This window comes from Arthrobacter mangrovi (assembly GCF_026011795.1).
Taxonomy (GTDB): Bacteria; Actinomycetota; Actinomycetes; order Actinomycetales; family Micrococcaceae; genus Crystallibacter; species Crystallibacter mangrovi.
On sequence record NZ_BRVS01000006.1, the window covers coordinates 83,295 to 108,723 of the forward strand.

22 protein-coding genes are annotated in these 25,429 nt (G+C 69.5%); 13 read left to right on the forward strand and 9 right to left on the reverse strand.

Translation table 11 applies throughout. The features are described 5' to 3' along the window. Nucleotides 1-308: 308 nt before the first annotated feature. The 5 genes from AHIS1636_RS08345 to AHIS1636_RS08365 all read right to left on the reverse strand — a co-directional run bounded on the left by AHIS1636_RS08345 (nucleotide 309) and on the right by AHIS1636_RS08365 (nucleotide 6,278). On the reverse strand, nucleotides 309-893 hold the full coding sequence (locus tag AHIS1636_RS08345) for a TetR/AcrR family transcriptional regulator (RefSeq protein ID WP_264795366.1): 585 nt from the start codon (nucleotides 891-893) through the stop codon (nucleotides 309-311). Between the two features lie 217 nt (nucleotides 894-1,110). Next, on the reverse strand, nucleotides 1,111-2,532 hold the full coding sequence (locus AHIS1636_RS08350; RefSeq protein ID WP_264795367.1) for an MFS transporter: 1,422 nt from the start codon (nucleotides 2,530-2,532) through the stop codon (nucleotides 1,111-1,113). Nucleotides 2,533-2,658: 126 nt separating this feature from the next. Further along, nucleotides 2,659-3,912, reverse strand: a complete 1,254-nt coding sequence (locus AHIS1636_RS08355; protein ID WP_264795369.1) for an MFS transporter — start codon at nucleotides 3,910-3,912, stop codon at nucleotides 2,659-2,661. A 34-nt stretch (nucleotides 3,913-3,946) separates the two neighbouring features. Beyond that, nucleotides 3,947-4,873, reverse strand: a complete 927-nt coding sequence (locus AHIS1636_RS08360) for an MBL fold metallo-hydrolase (protein WP_264795370.1) — start codon at nucleotides 4,871-4,873, stop codon at nucleotides 3,947-3,949. 25 nt (nucleotides 4,874-4,898) lie between these two features. Further along, nucleotides 4,899-6,278 (reverse strand): aldehyde dehydrogenase family protein, encoded by a 1,380-nt coding sequence (locus AHIS1636_RS08365; protein ID WP_264795371.1) that lies wholly within the window; start codon nucleotides 6,276-6,278, stop codon nucleotides 4,899-4,901. Between the two features lie 159 nt (nucleotides 6,279-6,437). On the opposite strand from AHIS1636_RS08365, the gene AHIS1636_RS08370 reads away from it, so the two are divergent. The 6 genes from AHIS1636_RS08370 (at nucleotide 6,438) to AHIS1636_RS08395 (ending at nucleotide 12,838) form a co-directional block, all read left to right on the forward strand. Further along, a complete protein-coding gene (locus tag AHIS1636_RS08370; protein WP_264795372.1) occupies nucleotides 6,438-7,238 on the forward strand; it encodes an SDR family oxidoreductase in 801 nt (266 codons plus the stop codon). 125 nt (nucleotides 7,239-7,363) lie between these two features. Further along, nucleotides 7,364-8,194 carry an IclR family transcriptional regulator gene (locus AHIS1636_RS08375; RefSeq protein WP_264795373.1) on the forward strand — a complete coding sequence of 277 codons (831 nt, stop codon included), beginning with the start codon at nucleotides 7,364-7,366 and terminating at the stop codon, nucleotides 8,192-8,194. A gap of 122 nt (nucleotides 8,195-8,316) precedes the next feature. Further along, complete coding sequence (locus AHIS1636_RS08380; RefSeq protein ID WP_264795374.1) at nucleotides 8,317-9,681, forward strand: MFS transporter; 1,365 nt, start codon at nucleotides 8,317-8,319, stop codon at nucleotides 9,679-9,681. 50 nt (nucleotides 9,682-9,731) lie between these two features. Next, entirely contained in the window at nucleotides 9,732-10,697 is a 966-nt protein-coding gene (locus AHIS1636_RS08385) for a PDR/VanB family oxidoreductase (RefSeq protein ID WP_264795375.1), read from the forward strand. Between the two features lie 46 nt (nucleotides 10,698-10,743). Next, complete coding sequence (locus AHIS1636_RS08390; RefSeq protein WP_264795376.1) at nucleotides 10,744-11,943, forward strand: cytochrome P450; 1,200 nt, start codon at nucleotides 10,744-10,746, stop codon at nucleotides 11,941-11,943. Nucleotides 11,944-12,019: 76 nt separating this feature from the next. After that, nucleotides 12,020-12,838 (forward strand): CPBP family intramembrane glutamic endopeptidase, encoded by an 819-nt coding sequence (locus AHIS1636_RS08395; RefSeq protein ID WP_264795377.1) that lies wholly within the window; start codon nucleotides 12,020-12,022, stop codon nucleotides 12,836-12,838. 106 nt (nucleotides 12,839-12,944) lie between these two features. Here AHIS1636_RS08395 and AHIS1636_RS08400 read toward each other — a convergent pair whose 3' ends face one another. Then, on the reverse strand, nucleotides 12,945-13,169 hold the full coding sequence (locus AHIS1636_RS08400; protein WP_264795378.1) for a hypothetical protein: 225 nt from the start codon (nucleotides 13,167-13,169) through the stop codon (nucleotides 12,945-12,947). A 171-nt stretch (nucleotides 13,170-13,340) separates the two neighbouring features. After that, on the reverse strand, nucleotides 13,341-13,742 hold the full coding sequence (locus AHIS1636_RS08405; protein ID WP_264795379.1) for a DUF7793 family protein: 402 nt from the start codon (nucleotides 13,740-13,742) through the stop codon (nucleotides 13,341-13,343). A 193-nt stretch (nucleotides 13,743-13,935) separates the two neighbouring features. On the opposite strand from AHIS1636_RS08405, the gene AHIS1636_RS08410 reads away from it, so the two are divergent. From AHIS1636_RS08410 to fdhF, 3 genes are read left to right on the forward strand one after another with little or no spacing between them, the layout of a single operon-like run. Further along, on the forward strand, nucleotides 13,936-14,577 hold the full coding sequence (locus AHIS1636_RS08410) for an NADPH-dependent F420 reductase (protein WP_264795380.1): 642 nt from the start codon (nucleotides 13,936-13,938) through the stop codon (nucleotides 14,575-14,577). Between the two features lie 28 nt (nucleotides 14,578-14,605). Then, nucleotides 14,606-16,327, forward strand: a complete 1,722-nt coding sequence (locus tag AHIS1636_RS08415) for an NAD(P)H-dependent oxidoreductase subunit E (protein WP_264795381.1) — start codon at nucleotides 14,606-14,608, stop codon at nucleotides 16,325-16,327. Continuing rightward, nucleotides 16,327-19,053 carry a formate dehydrogenase subunit alpha gene (gene fdhF, locus AHIS1636_RS08420; RefSeq protein ID WP_264795382.1) on the forward strand — a complete coding sequence of 909 codons (2,727 nt, stop codon included), beginning with the start codon at nucleotides 16,327-16,329 and terminating at the stop codon, nucleotides 19,051-19,053. The genes AHIS1636_RS08415 and fdhF overlap by 1 nt, the downstream gene beginning before the upstream one ends. Here the strand turns inward: fdhF and AHIS1636_RS08425 are convergent. Then, complete coding sequence (locus AHIS1636_RS08425) at nucleotides 19,016-20,002, reverse strand: LacI family DNA-binding transcriptional regulator (RefSeq protein WP_264795397.1); 987 nt, start codon at nucleotides 20,000-20,002, stop codon at nucleotides 19,016-19,018. The genes fdhF and AHIS1636_RS08425 overlap by 38 nt on opposite strands. A 208-nt stretch (nucleotides 20,003-20,210) precedes the next feature. Here AHIS1636_RS08425 and uriH point away from each other — a divergent pair, with 208 nt between their 5' ends. The 4 genes from uriH to AHIS1636_RS08445 all read left to right on the forward strand — a co-directional run bounded on the left by uriH (nucleotide 20,211) and on the right by AHIS1636_RS08445 (nucleotide 24,693). Then, complete coding sequence (gene uriH, locus AHIS1636_RS08430; protein WP_264795383.1) at nucleotides 20,211-21,290, forward strand: uridine-preferring nucleoside hydrolase UriH; 1,080 nt, start codon at nucleotides 20,211-20,213, stop codon at nucleotides 21,288-21,290. Beyond that, the gene (gene uriT / locus AHIS1636_RS08435) at nucleotides 21,287-22,747 is read left to right on the forward strand and encodes a uridine transporter UriT (protein WP_264795384.1); all 1,461 of its coding nucleotides are present in this window, start codon (nucleotides 21,287-21,289) and stop codon (nucleotides 22,745-22,747) included. The genes uriH and uriT overlap by 4 nt, the downstream gene beginning before the upstream one ends. Continuing rightward, nucleotides 22,744-23,694: a ribokinase gene (locus AHIS1636_RS08440; RefSeq protein ID WP_264795385.1), complete on the forward strand. Its 951-nt coding sequence runs from the start codon at nucleotides 22,744-22,746 to the stop codon at nucleotides 23,692-23,694. Before uriT ends, AHIS1636_RS08440 begins: the two co-directional genes overlap by 4 nt. A gap of 81 nt (nucleotides 23,695-23,775) precedes the next feature. Beyond that, on the forward strand, nucleotides 23,776-24,693 hold the full coding sequence (locus AHIS1636_RS08445) for a ketopantoate reductase family protein (RefSeq protein ID WP_264795386.1): 918 nt from the start codon (nucleotides 23,776-23,778) through the stop codon (nucleotides 24,691-24,693). A gap of 47 nt (nucleotides 24,694-24,740) precedes the next feature. On the opposite strand, the gene AHIS1636_RS08450 is transcribed toward AHIS1636_RS08445, so the two are convergent. Next, nucleotides 24,741-25,400: a dihydrofolate reductase family protein gene (locus tag AHIS1636_RS08450; protein WP_264795387.1), complete on the reverse strand. Its 660-nt coding sequence runs from the start codon at nucleotides 25,398-25,400 to the stop codon at nucleotides 24,741-24,743. Nucleotides 25,401-25,429 lie beyond the last annotated feature (29 nt).

The following is a 25,429-nucleotide window of genomic DNA, read 5'->3' on the forward strand; positions in this document are numbered from 1 at the left end:
AAGGTGGTAAACATCACTCGCTTGATGGGGAAGTGCCGCTCGTAGGGGAGCGTCCCGTGAAAGTAGGATCCTCCGTCCGGGTCAGGGGTGGCGGGAGGCATCAGTGTTGCGTTGCCTGCCGCGAATAGGCCATGCAGAGCAGGCTAGTTGAGATTGAACAAGTGTTCAAGACTAGAATTGAACAGTTGTTCAAGATAAATTAAGCCGATCTGTGCCCATGGAGGAGCTGCTGAATGACGTGAAACCGAAGGTCTGTGCGGGCACTGCCGCCCCGCCGGGAAGGCCCGAATGGCGCGCCCGGCAAAGCGCTACGAGGCGAACGCGATCTCTTCCGTGCGGCTAATGCTCCGCTCGGTGGCGGCCCTGTCCATGCCGAGCAGGGCCGTCAGCCATACCCCGTTCTGCACGACCACGATGTCGTCGGCCCGCTTCCTGCATTCTTCGGCGGACAGCTCGGGTCTGGCATCGCCGATCAGGGCGGCGAGCCCGGCGACATACCGTTCGAACGCGGCGTCGTTGATCGCCGCAAAGTCCTCATTGGCCTTGGCGAGGGCCCAAAGGTGGAGGCGCAGGGACAGGTATGGCCTAGTCAGCAACGCCGGGTCGGCAACGTCCCGAAGGGCCTTGATGAGCCGCTCCTGCGGCGGAGACGCAGGGTCGGGCGCGACCAGCGCGACGTCGTGCTCGTCGACGCGCTTGAGTGCTGCCCGGATCAGGCTCGCCTTGTCCTCGTAGTAGTAGTTCACAAGCCCCAGCGCGACGCCGGCCTCGCGGGCCACGGCGCGCATGTTGACGCCCGAGATCCCATGGCGGGACAGCAGGTCCATGGCCGCGTCGAGAATCCGCGTCTGCCTGTCTGCCCTGTCGCCGGACTTCGCGGTGCCTGTCTTCATCTGGCCAGACTATTGCGAAACCTGCCGGGGGAGTGAATCACCGGCTTCCAGCCCCCTCGTTGGCCCTGCCGGCGCTGGTACTTGTGCAGGCGCAGCGTCAAAGCCCGTGTACTAACCGGAACCCCCATGCACTAACCGGAACATTGGGCCACTGCCGCGACGGCGTGGCGGACAGATCGTCCGCCACGCCGTTCCTGTTCGAAATGCGGCCCCTTGCCTAAGGAGCGACCTTCGCTTCGTCCAGGAGCTGGGCCTGGACGGCTTGGGCCATCGGAGCTGGAGCTTGGGCGGCATCCAGGCCGAGCCGCCGGCGGTCGCGCTGCTGGTTGACGAACAGCAGCGCGAGGATGCCGAAGGTGAACATGAGGCCGCCGGCGAGGGCAAAAGCGGCCCTGTAGCCGTCAGCGGGCGCCGTCGCGCCGCCGATGAGGAAGCCGGATACGGCCGGCGCGAACACGCCGCCACTGGTGAGGACCGCGTTGGCGATCGACAGGTTGGCGCCGCGCTGGGCGATAGTGGTCAGCTCTGCGACGACGAGGTAGGTGATGGCGAACAAGGCAGGGGCGGTGCCGAAGCCGACGACCATGAGGGCAATGGACAGGACCGGAGAGGCGGCGAGCGTCGCGCCGACCAGGCAGGCGCCGGCGACCGTTGCCGAGATGCCGAGCACCCAGCCGCGGGCCTTTCGGGTCGGGACGCCCTTGATGTGGAGTTGCTGGGTCAGGGCGCTGAGCCCGACCGTAGCGATGGCACCCCACGCCGCGGGCAGGGCGATCATGGTTCCCGACTGCTGGCCGGTGAAGCCGAGGACGTTCTGGAAGTAGGCCGGACCCCAGGACATGGCCAGGGTGAAGGTCCAGTAGCCGAAGAATGAGGCGAGTACGGCGAAGATCCAGCTGGGGGAGAGGATGGTGCGCCAGTAGCGGACCTTGTTTTCCAGCAGGACCGGCTTCTCGTCAGCCGGGACGCCGTCGATTTCCTGCTCGGCCTGGCGGCTGGTGTAGGGGCCTTCCTTTCCGGTAATGACCCAGAAAACGGACCAGATGAGGCCGACGACCGCCAGCAGCCCGAAGGCCGTCTGCCAGCCGAACTGCCCGATGACCCAGGCCAGGACCGGGGCGAAGGCAACGATGCCAAGGGTGACACCCGAGGAAGCCAGGGCTGCCGGGGTGGCACCCTTCTTCTCGGGGAACCACTTGTAGATGCCGTGCATCAGGACCGGAGCGAGCGGGCCTTCGCCGGCACCGAGCAGCAGGCGGCTGGCCCAGAGGGCGGGCAAAGAAGCGAACAGGAGGATCGGGGCCTGGGCGATGGACCAGAGGAGGCACAGGACCAGCAGAATCCATTTGCTGGAGACCTTGTTGGCAATCGGCGCGGCGACGAGCTGCGCAATGCCGAAGGTCAGGAACATGGCGCTGCCGACCAGGCCGAATTGTTCCGGAGTGATGCCGAGATCCTTCATCAAGGGAACGGCGGCGATGCCGAGGACCGCCTTGTCCGCCCAGCTGAGCATCATCAGGAAAAGCAGGCTGACAGTGATGAACCAGCCGTAGCGATTGCGCTTGGCGGCTGACCAATGGCGGGGGTCGCGGGCACTCGCCGGGCCTGCGGCGACATCAGGAAGAGTGGGTGCTGACACGGTAAGCCAATCGTTGAAGGAGAGGATGCCTTTGCCTGTTGCAACGGCGTTTCCCCGACTCTATGAAGGTGTGATGGGCCTAACATTCCCGCTTTCCGTTAGATGGAAAGGCTTTTTCCCGGCACTCTAGGATGGCCGGCTCCAGCGGCGCCTCTGCCCGAGGAATGCCAGGAGAAGCATCCCCAACAGGCTCAGTCCGCACGTAAACCACCAGGCGGTGTGCCAGCCACCGGCCTGGGTGGCGAGTAGGGCGAGGAGCATCGGGCCGAGGAAGTTGCCAACGTTGAAGATCTGCTGGGTCAGCCCGAGGACGGCGGTGTCGGACCCGTCACGAGGCGCGATGCGAACGGAGTAGCGGGTCAGGGCGGCGGGAATGAGGCCACCGATCGCCGAGAAGGTGGCGATGAGGACGATTTGGATGACGAGGCCGTTGTCCTGCCCTTCCCACTCGATCGCGAAGGTGGCCAGGGAGGCCGCCGAAATGGCGAGGAAAGCCCAGGAGGCAATGCACCGCTCCGACAGCCCGCGTTGCAGGAGGGGGCCCGCACTAACTGCGCCGATGGCATTCACGCCTCCCACGAAAGCGCTCAACAGGCCCGGCCACGGGCCCGCGAGCCCGGCCGACCGGTAAATAGCGGGCAGGAAGCCGATGACAGCCATCCACTGGGCGGTGTAGCAGGCGAAGACAATGCCGGTGAGCCAGGGCCTTCCGGTGGTGACGGTGCGGTACACCCGCCGGAGGGCAGCGCGCAGCCCGGCATCGGCCGGCGGCGGATCTTTCGGTACCTGGCGCAGCAGGAGGGGCACCGGGAGCAGGGTGACCGCGGCCATCACCAGCCACCACTGGCGCCAATCGCCCGCCAGCAGGAACAGTGCGCCGGCGGAGAGTCCCACGAGGGTGGCCATACCGTGGAAGGTCGCCCAGCTGGCCAGCGCCAGGTTCAGCCGGCGAGGCGGCGCCAGCCTGCGGATCAGGGCAGGAGCAACGACGACGGCGAGCAGGAAGCCAACGCCTTCGAGGGTGCGCGCCGCCATGAGCAGGTAGGTGTCCGTGGCAGCCGCGCCCAACGCCGAGGCGGCGCTCAGCAGGACCAGGCCGGACAGAAGCAGCCGCCGGAGTCCCAGCATCTCGCCGCCTACTGCCGTGGCCAGTCCGCCCACCATGCTCGCGACCTGGATGATGCCCAGCAGCAGGCCGGCCTGGACGAGCGTGGTACCAAGGTCGGCCTGGATTCCGGCCAAGGCGGCGGGAAGCTTCCAGATGTGCATGGCCGCGGCGATGCCGGACGCGAGCACGGCGAGCCAGGCGGCGTCCGTCGTCGTTATTTGCCCGGCAGAGGCAGAGGCAGAGGCGGAGGCGGTGGCGGGCGGCGGCGGCAAAGCGGTCCTTACGCGAGGAGCGGGCGCGGTACTCCTACGCGAGGCTCAGGACGGGGCTGCCGATGCCGAAGCGTCGGCCGCTCACGGCAACGTCGACGGGGCCGTCGAAGGTGGAGGCCGCTCGGGTGCGCCACCACTCCGGCTCGGCCCGGCCGGCCAGGTGCGAAAGCACCAGGCGTCCGACTCCGGCGGCGGCCGCCACGCGCCCGGCACCTTCGGGCGGAGTGTGCGAGATCCGCTGGTGGTTCAGGAATTCCGGGGCGAAGCCCTTGCCGGCATAGAAGTCCAGGTTGACGGCTTCGTGGACCAGGACGTCCGCCCCGGCGGCGAGGACCGCGAGGGCGTCGCATTCGGCGGTGTCACCGGAGAAGACCACCGACCCGGCGTCGGTATCGAAGCGGAAGGCCAGCGCCGGGCGGACCGGCGGATGCTCCACGAGGATGCCCGTGACCTTCACCCTGTCGTCTTCGTACACGTCGAAGGGGAGCGCGGCGGCGGGGGATCCCTCGGCCGGCGTATCCAGATCCACGGTCCGCAGCAGGGCCGCGGGATCCGGGCGGGCCTCGTCGTGGACCCGGATGTCGATGTCATAGGAGAAGGCCTGGAGGACGTGCGAGACCAGATCGCTGGTGCCGGAGAGGGCGGCGCCGTCCGGGCGGGTGGCATCCTTCCCCGGGCCCAGGATCGATACCGGTGCGGTGAAACCGTCGACGGGCGCGCCCCAGTTCCACAGCAGGAAGCCGGGCAGCTCCACAACATGGTCCGAGTGCAGGTGGGTGACGAACCCGGCCGTGAAGTCTTTGCCCCGAAGCCCGGCCTCATGGGCCGCCCGGGAACAGCCCATTCCGAAGTCCACCATGTAGAAGGCATCGCCAACGACAAGGGCGCTGGAGATTCCGTTTTCCGGTCCGCGGATGGCCGGTCCGGCGGCCGTGCCGAGGGTGATCAGTTCGACGCTCAAGATAAGTCCTTCGAAAGAGTGCGGGTCAGGCGTGGGGGCGGGCGTTGATGACGCGGGTTTCCAGGTATTCCTCAAGTCCCCAGCGCCCCCGCTCGCGGCCGAGGCCGGAAGACTTCCAGCCGCCGAACGGGGCATCCGGCTCCACCAGGGTGTGCTGGTTGATCCAGACCGTGCCGGCCTCAATGCGTGATGCGACGCCGTGCGCGCGTACATGGTCGGGGCTCCAGACGGAGGCACCGAGCCCGAACTCGCCGCCGTTGAGCCGGGCAATCGTCGCGTCCAGGTCGTCATAGGCGACGATGGGCAGCGCCGCGCCGAATTGCTCCTGCTCCACGAGGTCCATGCCCGGTTCCGCGTCGACCACCACGGTGGGGGAGAGGAAATAGCCGGGGAGGTCGCAGCCAGGGTTGCCGCCGGTGATCACGCGCGCGCCGGCGCCAACCGCCGAGTCCACGAGGCCGCGGACCAGTTTGAGCTGCGATTCGTTGTGCATAGGGCCCATGGTGGTGCCCTCCGCGATGCCATGGCCGAGGACGAGGCGGGCTGCCTCGGCGGCGACGGCCTCGGACAGTTCCTTGCTGCGGCTGCGCGGCACGTAGACGCGCTTGACGGCCATGCAGACCTGGCCGGCGTTGCGGAATGCGCTGCCGACGATGCCGCGGGCGGTGGTTTCGATGTCGGCGTCATCGAGCACGATGGCCGGATCGTTCCCGCCCAGCTCCATGGTGACCCGCTTGACTGTCGGTGCGGCCTGCTGTGCGATCGAGATGCCCACGTCGGTGGACCCCGTGAAGGAGATCTTGCGAATGCCGGGGGAGGTGCTCAGCGCTACATTGACCGTGCGGCGGGAACTGGTGCGGACCTGCAGCACCCCGGCCGGCAGCACCTCGTTGAGCAGGTCGACCAGCGCGATAGTAGACAGCGGCGTCGACGGCGAAGGCTTCGCGACCACGGTACATCCGGCGACCAGGGCCGGGGCCAGCTTCACGCTCAGCAGCGAGATGGGGAAGTTCCAGGGAGTGATGGTGCCCACCGTGCCCACGGGGCGGTACTGCACCTCCAAGGTCCGGTCGGCGCGCGGCGGCAGCGGCTCCACCTCGTCCCATGCCAGGTCGGCGTAGTATTCGAAGAGACCGGCGGCCACGGTAAACTCGCCGGCGGCGTCAGCCTTGGGCTTGCCCTGTTCCCGCGAGAGCAGCGTGGACAAACGGTCCAGGTCGCGGCGGATCAAGGCGGCGCCGGCCCGAAGCGCACTGCGGCGGGCCTCGCGGTCGGCACTCCAGCCGGGTGCGGCAGCGCGGGCGGCGGCAACGGCGTGCTCGACGTCCTGTCCGGTCTGCTCGGGAGCCTGGCCCACGAGTTCAAGGGTCGCCGGATCCAGTACATCGTAGTGGCTTGCCGTCATGGCTTCGTCCTTTCGGGCCGAGTGGGGGCTTCGTTTAAGTGTCATGGTCCGCATCACAATCCCCACGATGCCTTTCCGTCCAATGGAAAGGCACCCGCCCGTACCGCTTCACACTTGCCACCATGGAGTGAAGCCCGTCACGTACCACCAAGGAGCGCCATGTCCGAAAACCAGCTGCCCATCGTCCTGACCGGTGTCTCCTCCGGGATCGGGGCCCGCACGGCGCAGGTCCTGGCGGAGCGCGGCGTCCCCCTGATCGGCGTCGACCGGAATCCTTCGGCGTCCTTCAGCGGCACCTTCGTCCAGGCGGACCTCTCCACCCAGGCCGGCATCGACGCCGTGGCCGCGGCCGTAGCCGAGGCGGCCCCCCAGGGCATCGCGGGCCTGGCCAACATCGCCGGCGTCCCCGGTACGGCTCCTTGGCGGACGGTGCTTTCCGTCAACGTCTTCGGCGTCCGAGGACTGGTCCGCGCCTTGGCCCCCCTCATGGGCGAGGGTGCTGCCGTGGTCAACCTTGCCTCCAACGTGGGCGTGCAGTGGCGCACGGTGAAGGACCGCTGCGCGCAGTTCGCGCTGGCCGAGGACCAGGAAGCGGCGCTCGACTCGGTCGCTGCCGACGGGGAAATCACCGGCGAGTCCTACCTCTTCTCGAAGCAGTGCGTCCGGTTCCTCACCGAACACCTGGCCGCCGAGCTCCTCCAGCGGCACATCCGCGTGAACAGCGTCAGCCCCGGCCCGGTGGCCACGCCGATCCTCGAGGACTTCAAGCAGGACCACGGCCGCGACAAGGTCGAGGGCGCCGGCGCCTTGGTGGGCCGCTTCGGCGAGCCCGACGACATCGCCCTCGTCATCGACTTCTTGCTGCGCCCCGAGTCCGCCTGGGTCAACGGGTCGGACATCCGGGTGGACGGGGGCTTGGCGGCCTACCGCGGATCGGTTTTCGCCGCGCAGGCCGTCTGAGGTTCTTTTCGCCGGTACGACGCCGGGACCGCACCTGCCGCGCGGGGTGGTTCCGGCATCGGGCCTTAAAATGGCTTGGGACGGCGAGGGGCCCGTCCCCGGCCCCGGTTGGGAGGAATGCTGCGATGGCCAATGCTGCCCCGCGTGGACGTGGCGCGCGCCCGCGGTCCGAAACCCCGGCGCCGGAACGGAATGACGAGGGCGCCTCCCCGTCCGCCGGCAGTGTGACGTCCCGTGCGCTGGCGCTGCTCGGCACCTTCGATTCCCAGCACTCCGTCCAGACCCTTAGCGCGATGGCCCGCCGGGCCGGCCTGCCGGTGGCTACGGCGCACCGGCTGGCAGGGGAACTTGTTGCCTGGGGCGGCCTGGAAAAGCGCCGCGGCGAGTACCGCGTGGGCCAGCGGATCTGGCGGCTGGGCCTGTTGGCGCCCGCCCGGCAAAACATCGCCGAAGTGGCCGCTCCCTTCATGCAGGATGTCCTCTTCGTGACCCAGAACGTGGTGAACCTGTTCATCCTGGACGGGCAGGAGGTCCTGCTCGTCGAGCGGATGTCCGGGACAGGAGCCGGGGCGCCCTTCCGCCGGGTGGGAGCGCGGCTTCCACTGCACGCCAGCGCGGCCGGCAAGATCATGCTCGCCTACGGCCCCGAGGAACTGCTGGCTTCCGCCGTCGGAAAGCTGGAGCCGCTGACGCCGCGGACCATCACCAACGCACGGGTTCTGGCCGCCGAAATCGAGCGGGTCCGGGCCAACGGCTACGCCACCACGGACGAAGAGGCGGGGCCGGACAACTATGGGCTGGCCGTGCCGGTATTCCTGCCGAACAACCAGGTGGCTGCCGCCCTCGGCGTCGTGACGAAGAGCCGGCCGGCGTCGCTTGGCGCCGTGGTGCCGGTGCTCAAGATCGCCGCCCGGGGCATCGCCCGGCGGCTCGGAACCGAGCAGTGGCCGCAATAGACCGGATCCTTTCCATTGGATGGAAACCGGCTCTGCATCTGTGTTGTGGGCCACCTACCATCGAATAGGCGTATTTCACGTCACAACCCCGGTAGACGACCGTCACGGCAGACAGGATTTCCATGGCGATTCACGCACCCCAGCAGGCAAGGGAGACGGCGGCTGATCCTGCCGATCCGGCGCTCTGGGACGCCCGGCGCCGTTCCCGCCGCGGCTGGACCATCACCGGGTTCCTGCTGGTCCTGATGATGATCAGCTGGGCGGACAAGGCGATCCTGGGCATCGTCGCGGTTCCCCTGATGCGGGACCTGGGCATCAGCCCCGGGACCTTCGGACTGCTGGGCAGCGCCGTCTTCATCCTCTTCGGCGTCGCCCAGTTGGCGGCTGCGCCCATTGCCAACCGGGTCAGCTCCAAGTGGATCCTGCTGGCCCTCTGCCTTGTGTGGTCGATCGCCCAGGTGCCCATCTTCGTCTTCGCGACCCTGCCGGCACTGTGGTTCAGCCGGGTCCTGCTGGGCGCGGGCGAAGGGCCGCTGGCGCCGATCACCATGCACGCCGTGTACAAGTGGTTCCCCAGCGCCAAGGGCGCCACGCCCGCCGCGGTGGCCTCCTCGGGCGTGACCTTGGGCATTGTGGTCTTCGCTCCGGTGCTCGCCTGGATCACCGCGGAGTTCGGCTGGAAGGCCACCTTCATCTTCCTCGCGCTGATCGGCGTGGCCTGGGCAGCCGTCTGGTTCTTCGTCGGCAAGGAGGGTCCCTACACCTCCATCCGCGAGGAACACCGGATCGAGGGGACCACACCGGCGCCCGCCGAGGAGCACGCGCTGTCCGCGGCCGACCACAGGGTCTCCTACTGGCGTTCGATCGCCACGCCCAGCTGGGTGCTCTCGGTCCTTGCGGCCTTCCTCGGCTACTGGACCTTCACCGTCGCCATGACCTGGCTGCCGGCCTACTTCGAGAACGTCATGGGCCTGGGCACCCAACAAGCCGGATCCCTGATCGCGCTGCCGGCCATCTGGGGTGCCGCCGCGACCGTGGGGCTGAGCTGGTTGACGGAGCGGCTGGCCCGCCGCGGCATGCCGTCCCGCTACTCGCGCGGTGTCGTGCTGGGGTCCGCGGCCCTGTTTTCCGGGGCCATGGTGCTCGCCGGCACCATGGCCGCGCAGCCGGTCCTGGCCATCGTGTGCTTCATGTTCGGCTTCGGCACGGCACCGGCCACCTTCGCCCTGACGTACCTGGTCGTCGCCGAGACCACCACCATCGGCCAGCGCGGCGCCATGCTGCAGTACAGCAACGCCGTCCTGAGCAGCGGCGGACTCCTGGCCCCGGCCATCGTCGGGATGCTGGTCGGATCGGCCTCCAGCGCCGCCGCCGGCTACGAGAACGCGTTCCTCCTCACGGGCGCCATGATGCTGGGCATCGGCATCCTCTCCGTACTCTTCATCAACCAGCAGCGCGACCGCAAGCGCCTGGGCCTGGACCTCTAGACTCCTGCCCCGGCCGGGCAGGCAAAGCAATACAAGGAAGCGAGAACCCCATGACTGCATCTGCAGGAGCAACTATCGAGGCCGTCGTCGACACGGTTGAGATCGTGGCGGACCAAGTAGTCTCCCTGGTCCTGCGCCGCACGGACGGCCAGCCGTTCCAGCCATGGCAGCCCGGAGCCCACATCGACGTCCACGTGGGCGATGGCCTGGTCCGCCAGTACTCGCTGTGTTCCTCCCCGGAGGAGCTGGACCACCTGCGGATCGGCGTGCTGCACGTCCCGGACTCCCGCGGCGGTTCGAAAGCCGTCCACGCCCTGCTGGCCGGCACGCGGCTGACCATCTCCGAACCGCGCAACAATTTCCCGCTTCGCGACTCCCGGCGCTACCTCTTCATCGCGGGCGGCATCGGAATCACCCCGCTCATGCCGATGATGGAAGCCGCCGACCGCGCCGGCAGGGAGTGGACTCTGATCTACGGCGGCCGCAGCCGGAAGACCATGGCCTTCGCGCAGCAGCTGGAGGACCGCTACGGCGCGGACCGGGTCCGCATCGTTGCCGAGGACGAGGTCGGCCGCCTGGACCTGGACGGGATCCTCGGCATGCCTCGGGCCCACATGCTGGTCTACGCCTGCGGTCCCGGCGGGATGCTCGGAGCCATCGAGGAACGCTGCATGGGCTGGCCGCCCGGTGCCCTGCACACGGAACGCTTCGTCGCCTCCAGCCTGGGAGCCGGCGCCGCCAACGAGCCGTTCGAGGTGGAACTCGCGCGCACCGGAACCACGGTCACCGTGCCGAACGACAAGACCATCCTTGAAGCCGTCGAAGAGGTCGGCGTCCGCGTGCTCTCCTCCTGCCGGGGCGGGCTATGCGGAACCTGCGAAACCCAGATCATCTCGGGCGAGCCGGAGCACCGCGACGCGGTGCTGACCGAGGAAGACAAGGAGGCCGGCGAAGTCATGCTCGTCTGCGTCTCGCGCGCCGCCGCCGGCTGCCCGCGGCTGGTCCTCGACCTTTAGCCGCCGCGCCCCCTCGACAACGCCTACGCAACCAGGAGCATCCCCAATGACCGCCACCACGCACGAAGCCAACGTTCTGGGCGACGACCCGTTCGAAACCGCCAACCTCCTCGATCCGTATCCGTTCCTCGCGAAACTCCGCGACGCGGGAGCGGTTTCCTACCTCGAGGCCACGGGAAGCTACGCCGTCGCCGGGTACGAAGAGGTTTATGAAGTCCTTACCGATTTCGAAACCTACATCTCCTCCGGCGGACTGGGACCCCGCGACATCCGCCAGGACTCCGGCTGGCGCCCGCCGAGCATCCTGGAGTCCGATCCGCCCATCCATACCGTCATGCGGCGCGCGCTGACCGGGGTGATCAACCCGGGAACCGTCCGCGCCCTTCGCGAACCCTTCACCCCGCCGGCCATCGAGCTGACGGAGCAGCTGGCGCAGCGCGACCGGTTCGACGCCATCACGGACCTTGCGGAAAAGTACCCGCTGCGCGTTTTTCCCGACGCCGTCGGCATTCCTGACGAAGGCCGCGAGCACCTGCTCCCGTACGGCAACATGGTCTTCAATGCCTTCGGCCCCGAGAACTACATCTTCAAGCAGGCCTTTGCGCACGGCGATGAGCACGCGGCCGCCGTCATGCGGAACTGCGAACGGGAGAACCTCAACGACACCGGCTTCGGCGCGAGGATCTGGGACCGCGTCGCGGACGGGCTGATCACGGAACAGCAGGCCACTCTGCTGGTGCGCGCCCTTCTCTCCGCGGGTGTGGACACCACCATCTTCGGCATCGGCAACACACTCTCCGTGCTGGCCCGCTACCCCGAGGCCTGGGCCCGGCTGCGCGAGAACCCGAAGCTGGCCAAGTTCGCGGTGGACGAGGCACTGCGTCTCGAATCGCCCTTCCAGAAGTTCCACCGCACCGTAGCGGTTGACACGGTGCTCGGCGGAGTCCATCTGCCCGCCGGTGCCAAGGTCCTGGTCTTTGTCGGCGCAGCCAACCGCGACCCGCGCAAGTGGGGTGACAACGCCGACGACTTTGACCTGGACCGCAGCGCCTCCGGTCACGTGGCGTTCGGCATGGGGCTGCATCAGTGCGTCGGGCAGCCCATCGCCCGCCTGGAGATGGAGATCGTCCTTCAGGAACTGCTGCAGCGCGTGGCAGCCATCGAGCCCGACGGCGCACCCGTGCCGATCCTGCACAACGTGCTGCGCGGCTTCGAGTCCCTGCCTGTACGCATCACTCCTGCGTAGCGCATAGCGACGCCGTGATGCAGGCTCCGCACCGATGTAGAGGTCCGCAGCGGCGCCGGGCTGGCATGCTGGTGGTGTGACCTCGATTTCGACGGAAGCGCCGCGGACCGCGCTGAGCTGGAAGCTGGTGCCGGCGGTGCTGCTGTCGGCCTCCGGCGTGCTGCTGTTCGGATTCGGGAATGACCCGGCCGGCTACGGCCTGCTGGCGGCAAGCCTGGTCGCGGCGGCACTCGTCGACCGGGAATTCATGCGGCATCTGGCGCTGGTCGCGGCGGGAATGGTGATCATCAGCCTGGTGCCGCTGAACGCGGACCTCAGCATCGGGCACATGACCCTGATGGGCGGCGCACTTGCCCTGGCGGTGCTGGTGCCGTGGCTGGTCTCGCGGTTCGTCTACCGCGAGAGGATCATCAGGTTTCCGGTCCGAACCGGCCGCAAGTGGCCGACGGCCGCGAAGCTGTACCTGGTTGGCGTGGTGGCGCTCGGCTATTTCATCCTGCCGGTGTACCTGATCAGCACGGGGGTCTACCTGAACTGGCCGGATGCGTCCGATCCCGCGATCTTCTGGCGGCTCTTCCTCGGCGTGAACTCCGTAGGCATCTGGGACGAACTGTTCTTCATCTGCACCACGTTCGCGTTGCTGCGGCACCACTTTCCGTACTGGCTGGCCAATCTCCTGCAGGCCGTGGTTTTCTCATCGTTCCTGTGGGAGATCGGCTACCAGGCATGGGGCCCGCTGCTGACGTTTCCGTTCGCGCTGCTGCAGGGCTACACCTTCAAGCTGACGAAGTCGCTGACCTACGTGGTCACGGTGCACCTGATCTTCGACTTCGTGCTGTTCCTCGCGCTGGTGCACGCGCACAACCGGGACTGGCTCCCGGTCTTCCTCTACTAAGGGCCCGCGACGGACTGGCCGCGTGACCGAGGACCGCGCGGGGCGGGCTTCGAATCCTGACGCTGCGGCGCCGTCGTCAGTGCGCGTATTGCGCGGCCGCTGGTGGTCAGGCGGCGGTGAGGGCGACCGTTTCGTGGGTGAAGCCGTAGGGGACGTCGTCGCTGAGTTCGACGGTGAACCGGCCGGGGCCGGTCTTGGTGACGAGGACGCCGCTGCGGCCGAGGAGGGCGGCCTCTCGCTGGAACTCTTCCACGACGGCGTTGAGCTCGCTGTGGGCCTGCTCGACGGTGGAGGCGGTGATGTTTCTCTTGGCCAGGGTGGTGGTGCTCATCTTGGTCAACTTTGTTCGGCTGCGATGGAAGCGCTTGACGCCCAGCTGCCGCCGGGAGGCGGCAACCGTTTGGGCGCAAACTCCAGACAAATTACCTTGTACCCTTGCGCATCGACAAGTCCCGTGGTTAATGCGCAGGTCAGCGCCAAAGCCCGGCGCCCCGCGGCCTGTTCACTCCGCTACCTGGTCCGGAACCGCGTTCAGCTCCTGCATCAGCCACTTCAGGGCCTCCGGGCGGGAGGTGAAGAAGCGGGTGGGGCAGGGCGGGTTGTGGACGCCGAGGAAGAAGTTGGCGATCACGCGGTCGACGGCCGATTTACCGAGGAGCGCGATGCGGTTGGCGGCGCAGGGGATGGAAAAGACGGCGCGGCCTCCGCGGGTGACGGACTCCGTGGTAGCCATGTCAACGAGCATGGGATGCTCGCTGTCGCCGCAGAGTTCGTTGACCGCGCGCATGGCTGCGTGGGCGTCGTCGGCTTCGATCCGGACGCCGGCGACCCACTTAAGGTTGAGGATGCCGTCGGCCCGGAGTTCAAGGGTGGCTTTGCCGCCTTCGACGGTGAGGGGTTCCATGGCTCTCTCCTGGGGATCGGGACGCTTGGAAGCAACGATAAACCCGCGCCGGGCGCCAGCGGCAGAGGCGGCGCCGGTCCGGCGGCACGTTTACCCGGCCGATGTGCCCTACCCGTGTCGGGCCGGCGGTAATAGCATGCTTGCGTGCTGCCGCTCAGGGCAGCCGATTTGGACCGCCGGAAGGGTTCTGACGATGGCCGTGATCGACATCATCGGCAGCGGGCACATGGCCCGGGGTATCGCGATCCGGATGCTCAAGGGCAATAACACCGTCCGGATCCTGGGCCGGAACGGAACGCAGCTGCGGGACCTGGTGGAGTCCCTCGGCCCCGGAGCCAGCGGAGCCTACGCCGGCAATCCGCTGGAGGCCAGGATCGTGGTGCTGGCCGTGCCGCACGGGCAGGCCAAGCCGGTCATCCTCGAATATGCGGACGCCATGGACGGCAAGATCGTCGTCGATATCAGCAACCCCCTGGACTACACGACCATGGACAGGCTCACCACGGCGCCGGGAAAGTCGGCGGCGGAGGAGGTCGCGGAACTGCTGGGCGGCCGGTCCGAGGTGGTCAAGGCGTTCAACACCACCTTCGCCCGGACGCTGGAGACCGGCATTGTCGCGGGGCAGCCGCTGGACGTGCTGATCGCCGGGGACTCCGAGGGCGCCAAGGAGGAGATCAGCGCGCTGGTGGCCGCGGGCGGCATGCGGCCGATCGACGTTGGTCCGCTGCGCAGGGCGCGCGAGCTGGAGGCAATCATGCTCCTGGTGTCCGGCCTGCAGGTCAATCCGGAGCATGTCCACTTCAACTGGGACACGGCGCTGAAGATCCTGCCGTAGCAGGTTCTGGCCCGACGGGAGGGTGGCCGTGACAGCGGAGGGGCGCGACGTGAGCGCGGAGGACGACCCGCCGGGCCGCGCCGCCGGGGATCCCTTTTCCCGCTACGCGAGGCGGTTCGGGCGGCCGATCGAGTCCGTGCCGCAGACGCTGCGCGGCACGGACGCCGCTCCCGCCGCCGTGGCCTCCGCGCTGGGACTGCCAGCCGCAGCTGTGGAGGGACCGTCGTCGTTCTTTGCGGACTTCGCCGCGCCGCACGGCACGCGGCACGTCCGGGTGTGCGGGGCGGCCGCCTGCTTCGCGGCGAGTGCCGGCCGCCACCTGGCGGAGGTATCGGCGGCGCTCGGAGCGGTGCCGCATAGCGCTGCGGAGAACGACGGCGGCGCATCGGTCCAGGAGGTACGTTGCCTAGGGTACTGCTACGGCGGTCCGGCCGCGCTCGACGGCGACCGGCCCTGCGCGGGAGGCGACCTGGCGGACCAGCTGCTGGGCAGGGCGCCGCGGCGGAACCCCGCGGCCGAGGTCCACTGCCGCAGCCGCGTCCCGGTGGTGACGGCCGGCATCGTCGGCGGCGAGCAGCCGTGGCAAACCTGGCCGCGGATCGCAGCATCGGGAACTTCGCGCGATGTGCTGGCCGAAATCGGGGCCTCCCGGCTCCGGGGGCGCGGCGGCGCGGGATTCAGCACCGTTCGAAAGTGGCAGGCGGCATTGGCCTGTCCCGCGCCGCGGGTCGTGGTGGCCAATGGGGACGAAGGGGATCCGGGCTCCTATGTGGACCGGCTGCTGATGGAGCGGGACCCGCACCGGCTGCTCGAAGGCCTGGCCATCGCCTGCTTCGCTGTGGGTGCCACCGAGGGGATCGTGTTCGTCCGGTCCGAATACCCGCAGGCCGCCGCCGAGGTCCGGCGGGCGGTGGCCGAGGCCGAAGCGGCCGGCCACCTCGGCACCGACGTGCACGGCAGCGGCATCGACCTGGGGATCCGCGTTGCCGAAGGAGCCGGCTCCTACGTTTCAGGAGAAGAGACGGCCCTGCTGAACGGGCTCGAGGGCCTGCGCGGCGTGGTCCGTCCGCGTCCGCCCTATCCCGCCGAGCACGGCCTTTTCGGCCGCCCCACCGTGGTCAACAATGTGGAGACCCTCGCCGCGGTGCCCTGGATCCTGCAGCACGGCGGGGATGCCTACGCGGAGCTGGGCGCACGCGCGGAGGCAGGCACCGTCGTCGTGTGCCTCTCCGAGAGATTCACCCGGCCCGGTGCCTATGAGGTGGAACCCGGCCTGCCGATCCGCCGGATCGTCGAGGAGTTCGGCGGCGGCCTGCGGGACGGAGCAACGCTGCGCGCGCTCCAGGTGGGCGGTCCGCTGGGCGGCTTCCTCGGCCCGGACGAGCTCGACCTGCCGCTGAGCGAAGCCGCGCTCGCCGACCACGGCGCCGCCCTCGGCCACGCCGGGATGGTGGCCTTCGACCAGCGCCTGACCGGCGAGCAGGTGCTCGGAAACCTCTGGGCCTTCGCGGAGGCGGAAAGCTGCGGCCAATGCTCGCCGTGCCGGGTGGGAACGAGGCTGGGCCGGATGCTCGCCTCGGCGGCCGATGGGCCCGGCGGGCCCGCCGGTCCGGCTCTGTCCGGACCCGTGGAGCGGCGGCGCCTGGTGCTGGACACGATGGCCGAGGCCAGCCTGTGCGCCTTCGGGCGCCGCGTGCCGGCCGCCGTGCGCAGCCTGGCCCGCGTGTACGGCTTGACGGGGTGGTCCTGATGCACCTGACTGTGGACGGGCAGCGTGTCGAAGTCCCGGCCGGTGCCATGCTGCTGGCGGCGGTTCGCGCCGCCGGCCGGACCCTGCCGGCGCTGTGCAACGATGACCGGCTCACCCCGGCCGCCTCGTGCCGGACCTGCCTGGTCTCGGTTCCCGACCGGGGGCTGGTGGCGGCATGCAGCACTCCGGCCGAGGAAGGCCTGGCGGTTTCGGTTGATGCTGCCGGTGCGGCCCGGAAGGACGCGCTGCAGATCATCGTGGAGGGGCTGCCGCCGTGGGCGCTGGAGGTGCCGGCCGACCGCAGCGAGCTGGTCCGGGAATGCCGGGCCGCCGGCGTGCGCGCTTCCGCCGTGCCGCTTCCGTGGCCGTCGCGCGGCACCGACCGCTCGCACCCGTACGTCAAACTCGACCGGGACCTGTGCATCGCCTGCGGACGCTGCGTGCGGGTCTGCGCGGAACTGCAGGGCACCTTTGCGCTGACCCTGGCCGGCCGCGGTGCGGACGCCGTCGTCGCTCCCGGCACCGGCGGCGAATGGGCCGCGTCCGACTGCGTCTCCTGCGGTGCCTGCGTGGACACCTGCCCCACCGGCGCCCTCTCCGAGCCGGGGCTGCTGGACCCGCGCCCGATCGAGCGCCGGACGCTGACCACCTGCGGGTTCTGCGGCGTCGGCTGCAGCCTTGAGGTCGCGGCCCGGGACAACGGCATCGCCACGGTCCGTCCCGTGGACGACGGCGGAGTGAACCGGGGGCACGCCTGCGTCAAGGGGCGCTTCTCCCATGGTTTCGTAACCTCCCCGGAACGGCTCACCGCTCCCTTGGTCCGCCGCGGCGGGAGCCTGGAGCCGGCCAGCTGGGAGGAGACCATCGGTTTTGTGGCCGGCCGGCTGGCGGAGCACCGCGGCACGGAGCCGGACTCCTTCGCGCTGATCTCCTCGGCCCGCGCGACCAATGAGGAGAACTACCTGGCCCAGAAGTTCGCGCGGGCCGTGATGGGCACCAACAACGTGGACAACTGCGCCCGCGTCTGCCACGCGCCGTCGGCCGCGGGGCTCGCGGCCACCTTCGGGCTGGGCGGCGGCACCAACCCGTTCGACGACCTGGACCGGTGCGACACCGTCCTGCTGGTCGGCGCCAACCCCACGCACGCCCATCCGGTCGTGGGTTCGCGACTGTTCCAGCGGGTGGTGGACGGCGCCCGGCTGGTCGTCGTCGATCCCCGCCGGACGCTCCTGGCCCGGCACGCGGACGTCCACCTGCGGCCGCGGCCGGGGACCAACGTGGCGCTGTTCCACGGCCTGGCCCATGTGCTGGTCCGGGACGGGCTGGCGGACACCGGATTCCTGGAGACCCATACCACCGGCTTCGATGACCTGCAGGAGCTGCTGCGGGACTATCCGCCGGAGCGCGCCAGCGCCATCACCGGCGTGCCGGCCCGGGACCTGGAAAGCGCCGCGCGGCTGTACGGGAACTCCCGGGCGCCGATGATCTTCTACGGGCTCGGCGTCACCGAGCACCGGCACGGCACCGACGGCGTCCGCGCGCTCGCCAACCTGGCCCTGCTCGGCGGCGCCGTAGGGCCGGGCAGCGGCGGCGGCATCAATCCGCTGCGCGGGCAGAACAACGTGCAGGGTGCCTGCGACATGGGCGCCATGCCTGATGCGCTGCCCGGCTACCAGAAGGTGCTCGACGACGGCGCCCGCGCCCGGTTCTCCGAGGCCTGGGGGACCGGGATCTCCCCGCGCCCGGGCCTGCGGATCCCGCAGATGTTCGACGCCGCCCGCAGCGGCACGCTGAAGGCGCTGTGGGCCATCGGGGAGGACGTGCTCGCCACCGGTGCGGACAGCTCCTCGGTGGAGGCTGCGCTCGAGGCGTGCCCGCTGGTCATCTGCAACGATCTCTTCCTGTCCGCCACGGCGCGGATGGCCGACGTGGTCTTCCCGGTCGCGGCCTGGCTGGAGAAGGACGGGACGTTCGTCAACTTCGACCGGCGCTTCCAGCGGGTGCGGCCTGCAGTCCGGCCGCCGGCCGGGGTGCGCACCGACTTCGAGGTGCTGCACGCCGTCGCCGCGGCCATGGGCGCCGACCTCGGCTGCCCCACGCCGGAGGCGGCCCTGGCGGAGTGCGCGGAACTGGCCCCGCTGTTCGCCGGGATCTCGCACCAGCGCCTGGACCAGGCCGGGGCCCTGCACTGGCCCTGTACCTCGGCGGAGTCACCGGGCACGCCGCGGCTTTACCGGGAACGGTTCGCCACCCCCGACGGCCTGGCGCACCTGGCCGTCCGGCCCTACCTTCCGCCGGGGGAGGAGACCGACGGCGACTTCCCCTTCCTGCTGATCACCGGCCGCCGTGGCGAGCACTACAACACCGGCAGCATGACCCGCCGCACGGGCAACCTGGCGCTGCTCCCGCAGGAAACCCTGGACATCGACGCCGCCGACGCGGCCTCCTTCGGCCTCCGCAACGGGGACCCCGTGCAGCTCACCAGCCGGCACGGCCGGGCGGTGCTGCCGGCCCGGATCACCGACGACGTCGAACCGGGGCAGCTGTTTGCCGGGTTCCACTTCCCGGGTGCAGGGGTCAACAACCTGACCTCCGCCGTCGTGGACGAGGCCACGGGCTGCCCCGAGTACAAACTGACTGCCGTCCGTATCCGGCCCGCCCCCGCGGGATGGGGAACGGCGTCATTGGCTATACGGCGGCGCGATTCGTGGAGCCGCGGACGATGAGGGAGCTTTCCAGCGTGAGCTGGGGCTGCTCGAGCTCGCGGCCTTCAATCAGGGCGCGGAGCTGTTCGCCGGCCTTGGCGCCCAGCGGCTCGGCCGGGAGGTGGACGCTGGTTAGGCCCGGACTGCTGGTGGCGGAGTAGGGCAGGTCGTCGAAGCCGGCGACAGCAAGTTCCTCAGGGACCCGGAGGCCGGCCACGCGGGCTTCCTGCAGCACGCCGTAGGCGTGGGTGTCCGTGGCGCAGACGACGGCAGTCACCCCCGCCCGCTGCCAGCGCGGCCAGGCGGCGGCGAACGCTTCGGCCGCCGCTCCGACGTCGATGGTGGTGGTCAGGTCGGACTGCTCGACCGCCATGCCGCGGGCAGCGGCCTCCTCGAGGAATGCCTCGCGGCGCAGTTCGAAGGTTGCCGTCCCGGTGACGCTGTCCATGTAGGCGACCCGGCGGTGTCCGCTGCCGGCCAGATGCGCGGCGAGCTCACGCGCGCCATGGGCGACGTCGAGGTTGACGGACGGGGCGTAGTCCTCCAGTCCGGGGGCATCCAACAGCACCAGCGGGCCGGTGCTGGAGAGGTCTTCGATGAATTCCGCGTCGGGGGCGTCCACCAGCAGGCCGGCGGGGCGAAGCGCGAGGATCCGGCGGATGTCGTCCGCGCGGGGGAATTCGCCGGCCTCCGTGACGGAGAGCAGCAGCTGGAAATCGGAGCCAAGGGACTCGCGGACGCCGGCGATGACCTTGGCGAAGAACGGGTTGGAGATGTCCGGGGCGACCAGGACCACGATGGAGCTGACGCCGCGGGCCAGCGAGCTGCCGACGCTGTCCACCACGTAGCCGAGTTCGGCGATCGCCTGCCGGACCCTGGCGACGTTGCCCTCCGAAACCCGGCCGCTCGTTTTGCCGTTGGCGACCAGGGAAACCGTGGCGGTGGAGACGCCGGCCCGGGCGGCAACCATCGCCGCGGTCACGCGCTTCCCGGGCCGATGCTGCTGGGGTCGGGGCACGGTTTCCATAGGCTCCATCGTAGGCACGTTCGGGTAGAGGGGAAGATCAACCGCTTGCCCTGGACTTCGTCAAGCGTTTGACGTAGAAGGGTAGCAGATGCCACACTTCCTCTGATTGAAGTGCCCTTCGCGGCGCGCCCCGATGACGTGGAGAAAATATATGGACGCCACATCCGTCAGCCCCGAACCCCGAAAAATCATCCTCGACTGCGACCCGGGGCACGATGACGCCGTCGCCCTGCTGCTGGCCCACGGCAACCCGAACATCGAACTGCTCGCCGTGACCACCGTCGTCGGCAACCAGACGCTGGAGAAGGTCACCAAAAATGCGCTGGCGGTCGGGACCATCGCCGGCATGACCGGCGTCCCCTTCGCCGCGGGCTGCGACCGCCCGCTCGTGCGGACCATCGAGACGGCCCCGGACATCCACGGCGAGTCCGGCATGGACGGCCCCGCCCAGCCGGAGTCCGCGATCGAGCTGGACCCGCGCCACGCCGTCGACCTCATCATCGACACGGTCATGGCCCACGAGCCCGGCACCGTGACCCTGGTCCCGACCGGCGGCCTGACCAACATCGCGATGGCCGCCCGCAAGGAGCCGCGCATCGTCGAGCGGGTCAAGGAAGTGGTCCTGATGGGCGGCGGCTACCACGTGGGTAACTGGAGCGCCGTGGCCGAATTCAACATCATCATCGATCCCGAGGCCGCCCACATCGTCTTCAATGAGAAGTGGCCGGTGGTCATGGTGGGGCTCGACCTCACGCACCAGGCGCTCGCCACCCCGGACGTCGTCGCGCAGATCGAGTCGGTGGGCACCGGCCCGGCCCGCTTCGTCCGCGAGCTGATGGACTTCTTCGCGCAGACCTACAAGGACGCGCAGGGATTCGACTACCCGCCGGTCCACGACCCGTGCGCCGTGGCCTACGTGATCGACCCGACCGTGATGACCACCCGGCGCGTCCCGGTCAACATCGAGCTGCAGGGCATGCACACCCTGGGCATGACGGTGGCCGACTTCCGCGCCCCGGCTCCGGCGGATTGCCACACGTCCGTGGCGGTGGAACTGGACCGGGAGAAGTTCTGGAACCTGGTCACCGACGCGCTGGTGCGCATCGGCGAGGTCGCTCCCGGAGCATCCGTTGCCACGCTGCCTTCGGCGCGCACGCCAGGCATGCCCGGACGTACGACGGCGGCGTCCTCCTCCGCGGCAACCCTGACCCCCGAGGCGGTGGCGTCATGAGCACGGTCCTGGCCGACACCAAGACCGCGCGCGGCGGCACCACCGCGCTGATGGTCGCGCTGCTGACAGCCTGCGTGGCCTTCCAGCTCAACGCCTCCATGCTCAGCCCGGCGCTGGTCACGATGGGCGAGGAACTGCAGACCGACCAGGCCTCGATCGGCCTGTCGCAGACCTGGTTCTTCACTACCGCCGCGCTGTTCTCCCTCTTCCTGCCCCGGCTCAGCGACGTGGTCGGGCGGAAGCGGATCCTGGTCGGAATGATGCTGCTGACCGCCGCCGGCTCGGTGATCGCAGCGCTGGCCCCGGACATCACCTGGCTCTTCGTCGGCCGCATCATCCAGGGCGTCAGCGGGCCCACCGTGCCGCTGTGCCTGATCATGCTGCGCACCGCCGTTCCCAACCCCAAGTCCTACGGCACCATGATGGGCGTCATCCTTGCCGTCAACGGCGGCGTGGCCGGCGTCGACTCCTTCCTCGGCGGCTACCTGGCCGAGCACCACGGCTTCCGCAGCATCTTCTGGTTCATGGCCGTCCTCGGCGTGATCGCCGCGCTCCTCGTCGCCCGCCTGACCCGCGAGAGCAAGCCCCAGGCCGGCACGACGATGGACTGGGTCGGCGTGTTCTTCATCGTCGTCGCCGTCGGCACCGCCCTCACCGCGCTGAACGAGGCCGCCAAGCTTGTCGGCGCGTTCGACGCTGGCACGCTTGTCCTGGCCGTGGTGCTGCTCGCAGTCTCCGCCGCAGCCTTCGCCGCGTTCTGGGCCACCGAGAAGCGCACCAAGCAGCCGATGGTCGAGATCGTCCACCTGCGCCAGCGCGCCACCTGGGCCCCGCTGCTCACCACCGTGCTGACGATGACCGGCATCTTCGCCGTCATTAACGGCATCGTCCCGGCCTACGTGCAGGCCGCCGAGCCCGGCTTCGGCGTCGGCCCCACCGAGATGGCGCTGCTCATCCTGACCCCGTACGCGCTGCTGGGCTGGATCTTCGGCCCGATCAGCGGCCGGCTCGCGCCCGTGTTCGGCTACACCACCGTGCTGCGCATCGGCATGGTCGGAAGCCTCGTTGCGCTCGGCATCATCGTGCTCTTCGGCCTGGACAGCCTGCCGCTGATGGTGGCCGGCACCGCGCTGCTCGGCATCATGTACGCCGGCACCGCGAACATCATGCTCAACGGCCTCGGCGTGGTGCTCTCGCCCCCGGGCAACCCCGGCTTCCTGCCGGGCATGAACGCCGGCGCCTTCAACCTCGGCGCCGGACTGAGCTTCCTGGTGCTGCCGGCCGTCCTGGTGGGAACCTCCGCCCTCGGCGACCGCGGTTCCTACTTCACCGTCGTGATCGTCGGCCTGGTCATTACCGCCGCCGCGTTCGCCGCCTCGCTGCTGATCCCCAAGCCCGTCGAGGCCGAGGTGCAGGAAGAGGGCTCCAAGCCCATCGACGCCGGAGCGGCACGATGAGCGCGCAAGGCCGCATCGTCGTCGTCGGTTCCCTGAACGCGGACCTGACGATCTACACCGAGCGCCTGCCCAACCCCGGCGAAACGCTGCAGGGCGAGGGCTTCATCGTGAATCCCGGCGGCAAGAGCGCCAACCAGGCCGTGGCCGCCGGCCGGCTGGGCGGCGACGTCAGCCTCATCGGCGCCGTCGGCCGGGACAGCAACGGCGACATGCTGCTGGCCTCCGCGGCCGCGGCCGGCGTGGACGTCTCCCGAGTGCGGCGCGCCGATAACGTGGAGACCGGCGTCGCCGTCGTGACTGTGGACGCGCACGGCGAGAACAGCATCGTCATCTCCGCCGGCGCCAACGGCACCGTGGTCCCCGCGGACATCGCGGCGGCCAAGGACGTGTTCGACGGCGCCGCGGCGGTCTGCCTCTGCCTGGAGATTGCGCTGGAGAGCGTGGAGGCAGCGGCCCGGGCGGGGAACGACGCCGGCGCCACCGTCCTGCTCAATCTCTCGCCTTTCGCCCCGGTGCCGGAGGGCCTTGCCGAGGCAGCCGACGTGCTGCTGGTCAACGCCCACGAAGCCTCGCAGTTCCTGGGCGGAGCGGACATCCCGGGGCCCGAGGCTGAGGCCGGCGAGTGGGAAACCGTGCGGCTGAAGTTCGCCGAGCACCGGCTGGACCGGGCCGTCGTCACGCTCGGCGCCCACGGCTCGGTAGTACTGGACTCGCTGGCCGAGGACGGCCGCCGGGTAACGCGGATCGCCCCCACCAAGGTCGACGCCGTCGACACCACCGGAGCCGGCGATGCTTTTACGGGAGCCCTCGCCGCCCGCCTCGCCGCGGGGGAGGCCCTCGCCGAAGCCGCCGCCTTCGCCTCCGTCGCCGCCGCGCTGGCCACCACCAGGAAGGGAACCCAGGCCGCCTACCCGAGCCTCGTGGACGTGCAGGCGCGGCTCGCCTGACCACCTGTTGCCGGGAGCCGCCGGCTAGTGCTTGGGTGGTCTGCAGGAATCAGAGACCGAAAGCATATGGCGGGTGGGTAAATGAAAATACTGGTTGCGGGCGCGGGAGCCACCGGCGGCTATTTCGGCAGCAGGCTGGTGCAGGCCGGCCGGGACGTGACCTTCCTGGTCCGGCCAAGGCGCGCCGCCGAACTGAGCGGCGGGCTGAGGCTGATCGGGCCGGAGGGTGAACAGACCATCCCGGTCAGGACGGTCACTGCGGAGAAGCTGGATGCCCCGTTCGACCTGGTGATCGTCGCGGTCAAGGCCGGCGCCCTCGAGACCGTCGCGGAGCAGCTGGCCCCCGCCGTCGGGCCGGACACCATGATCCTGCCGTTCCTGAACGGCATGTCGCACCTCGACGTCCTGACCGCCCGCTACGGCAAGGACCGCGTGCTCGGCGGGCTGGTGAAGGTCGTCGCCACCGTGGCCGAAGACGGCAGCATCCGGCAGATGAATCCGCTGGCCACCATGTCGATCGGCGAACAGTCGGGGGAGCGCACGGCACGAGTCGAGGAGCTGTTCCGCGAGCTGGACGTCCCGGGCTACAAGCTCACCCTGGCCGACGACATCATGGCGGCGATGTGGCACAAGTGGGTCTTCATTGCCGCTGCAGGGACCACCACGTGCCTCATGCGCGGTCCCGTCGGCGACATTGTGGCGAGCGACGGCGGCGAGGGCTTCGTCCTGGCCGCGATCGCCGAGGCCGAGGCCGTGGCGGCCGCGGCAGGCCACCCCGTCCCCGAGCGGGAGCACGGGCTGAGCGTGCGGATGCTGACCGAACCGGGCTCGTCCTTCACCTCCTCGCTGTATCGGGATGTCACCGCCGGCCTGCCGCACGAGGGTGAACACATCCTGGGGCAGCTGGTGGCCCGGGCCGACGCGCTGGGCGTCAACGTTCCGCTGACACGGCTGGCCCTGCTCCAGCTCCGGGTCCACGGCCGCCGGACCCGCGGCTAGCAACGGTCGCCTCCAGGCGGAGCGCAAGTCCCGCCTGCCGCGGCTGCCTACAAGTCCGCGCGGCGAGTGAAGACCAGATGGAGCACTCCCTGCGGAGACGGGGTTGCTTCGATCTCGAAGCGCTCTTCGAGTCCTTCCAGCCCATCCCAGAGCCGTTCGCCCCGGCCCAGGACGATCGGCACGAGGACGAAGTGCATGTGGTCGATCAGGTCCGCCTCGAGGAACTGCCGGACCGTACTGACGCCGCCGCCGATCCGGACGTCGCCGCCGCCGGCCAGGGCGCGGGCCTGCTCTAGCGCGGAGACAGGGTCGGCGTCGACAAAATGGAAGGTTGTCCCGCCTTCCATCTCGAGTACCGGCCGCGGATGGTGGGTCAGCACGACGACGGGCGTATGGAAGACGGGGTTATCTCCCCACCAGCCCTTCCATTCCTCGTCCTCCCAGGGGCCGCGCTGCGGGCCGAACTTGTTGCGCCCCATGATCTCCACGCCAACGCCATGCCCCCACTGGCTGGCGAACGCCTCGTCGACGCCGAGGGACCCCGCCGACGTCCCGTGGATTCCCATCTCGCGGAAGGTTCGCGTTTCGAAGGCCCACTCCATCAACCGCGAGCCGGCGTGACCGAACGGGGCGTCGAGCTGCTGGCCCTCACCGGTGCCGAAGCCGTCGAGGGAGATCGAGAAGTTGTGCACGCGGACTAGCGACATGTCATCTCCTGAAGTGCTCGGGCGAGGGT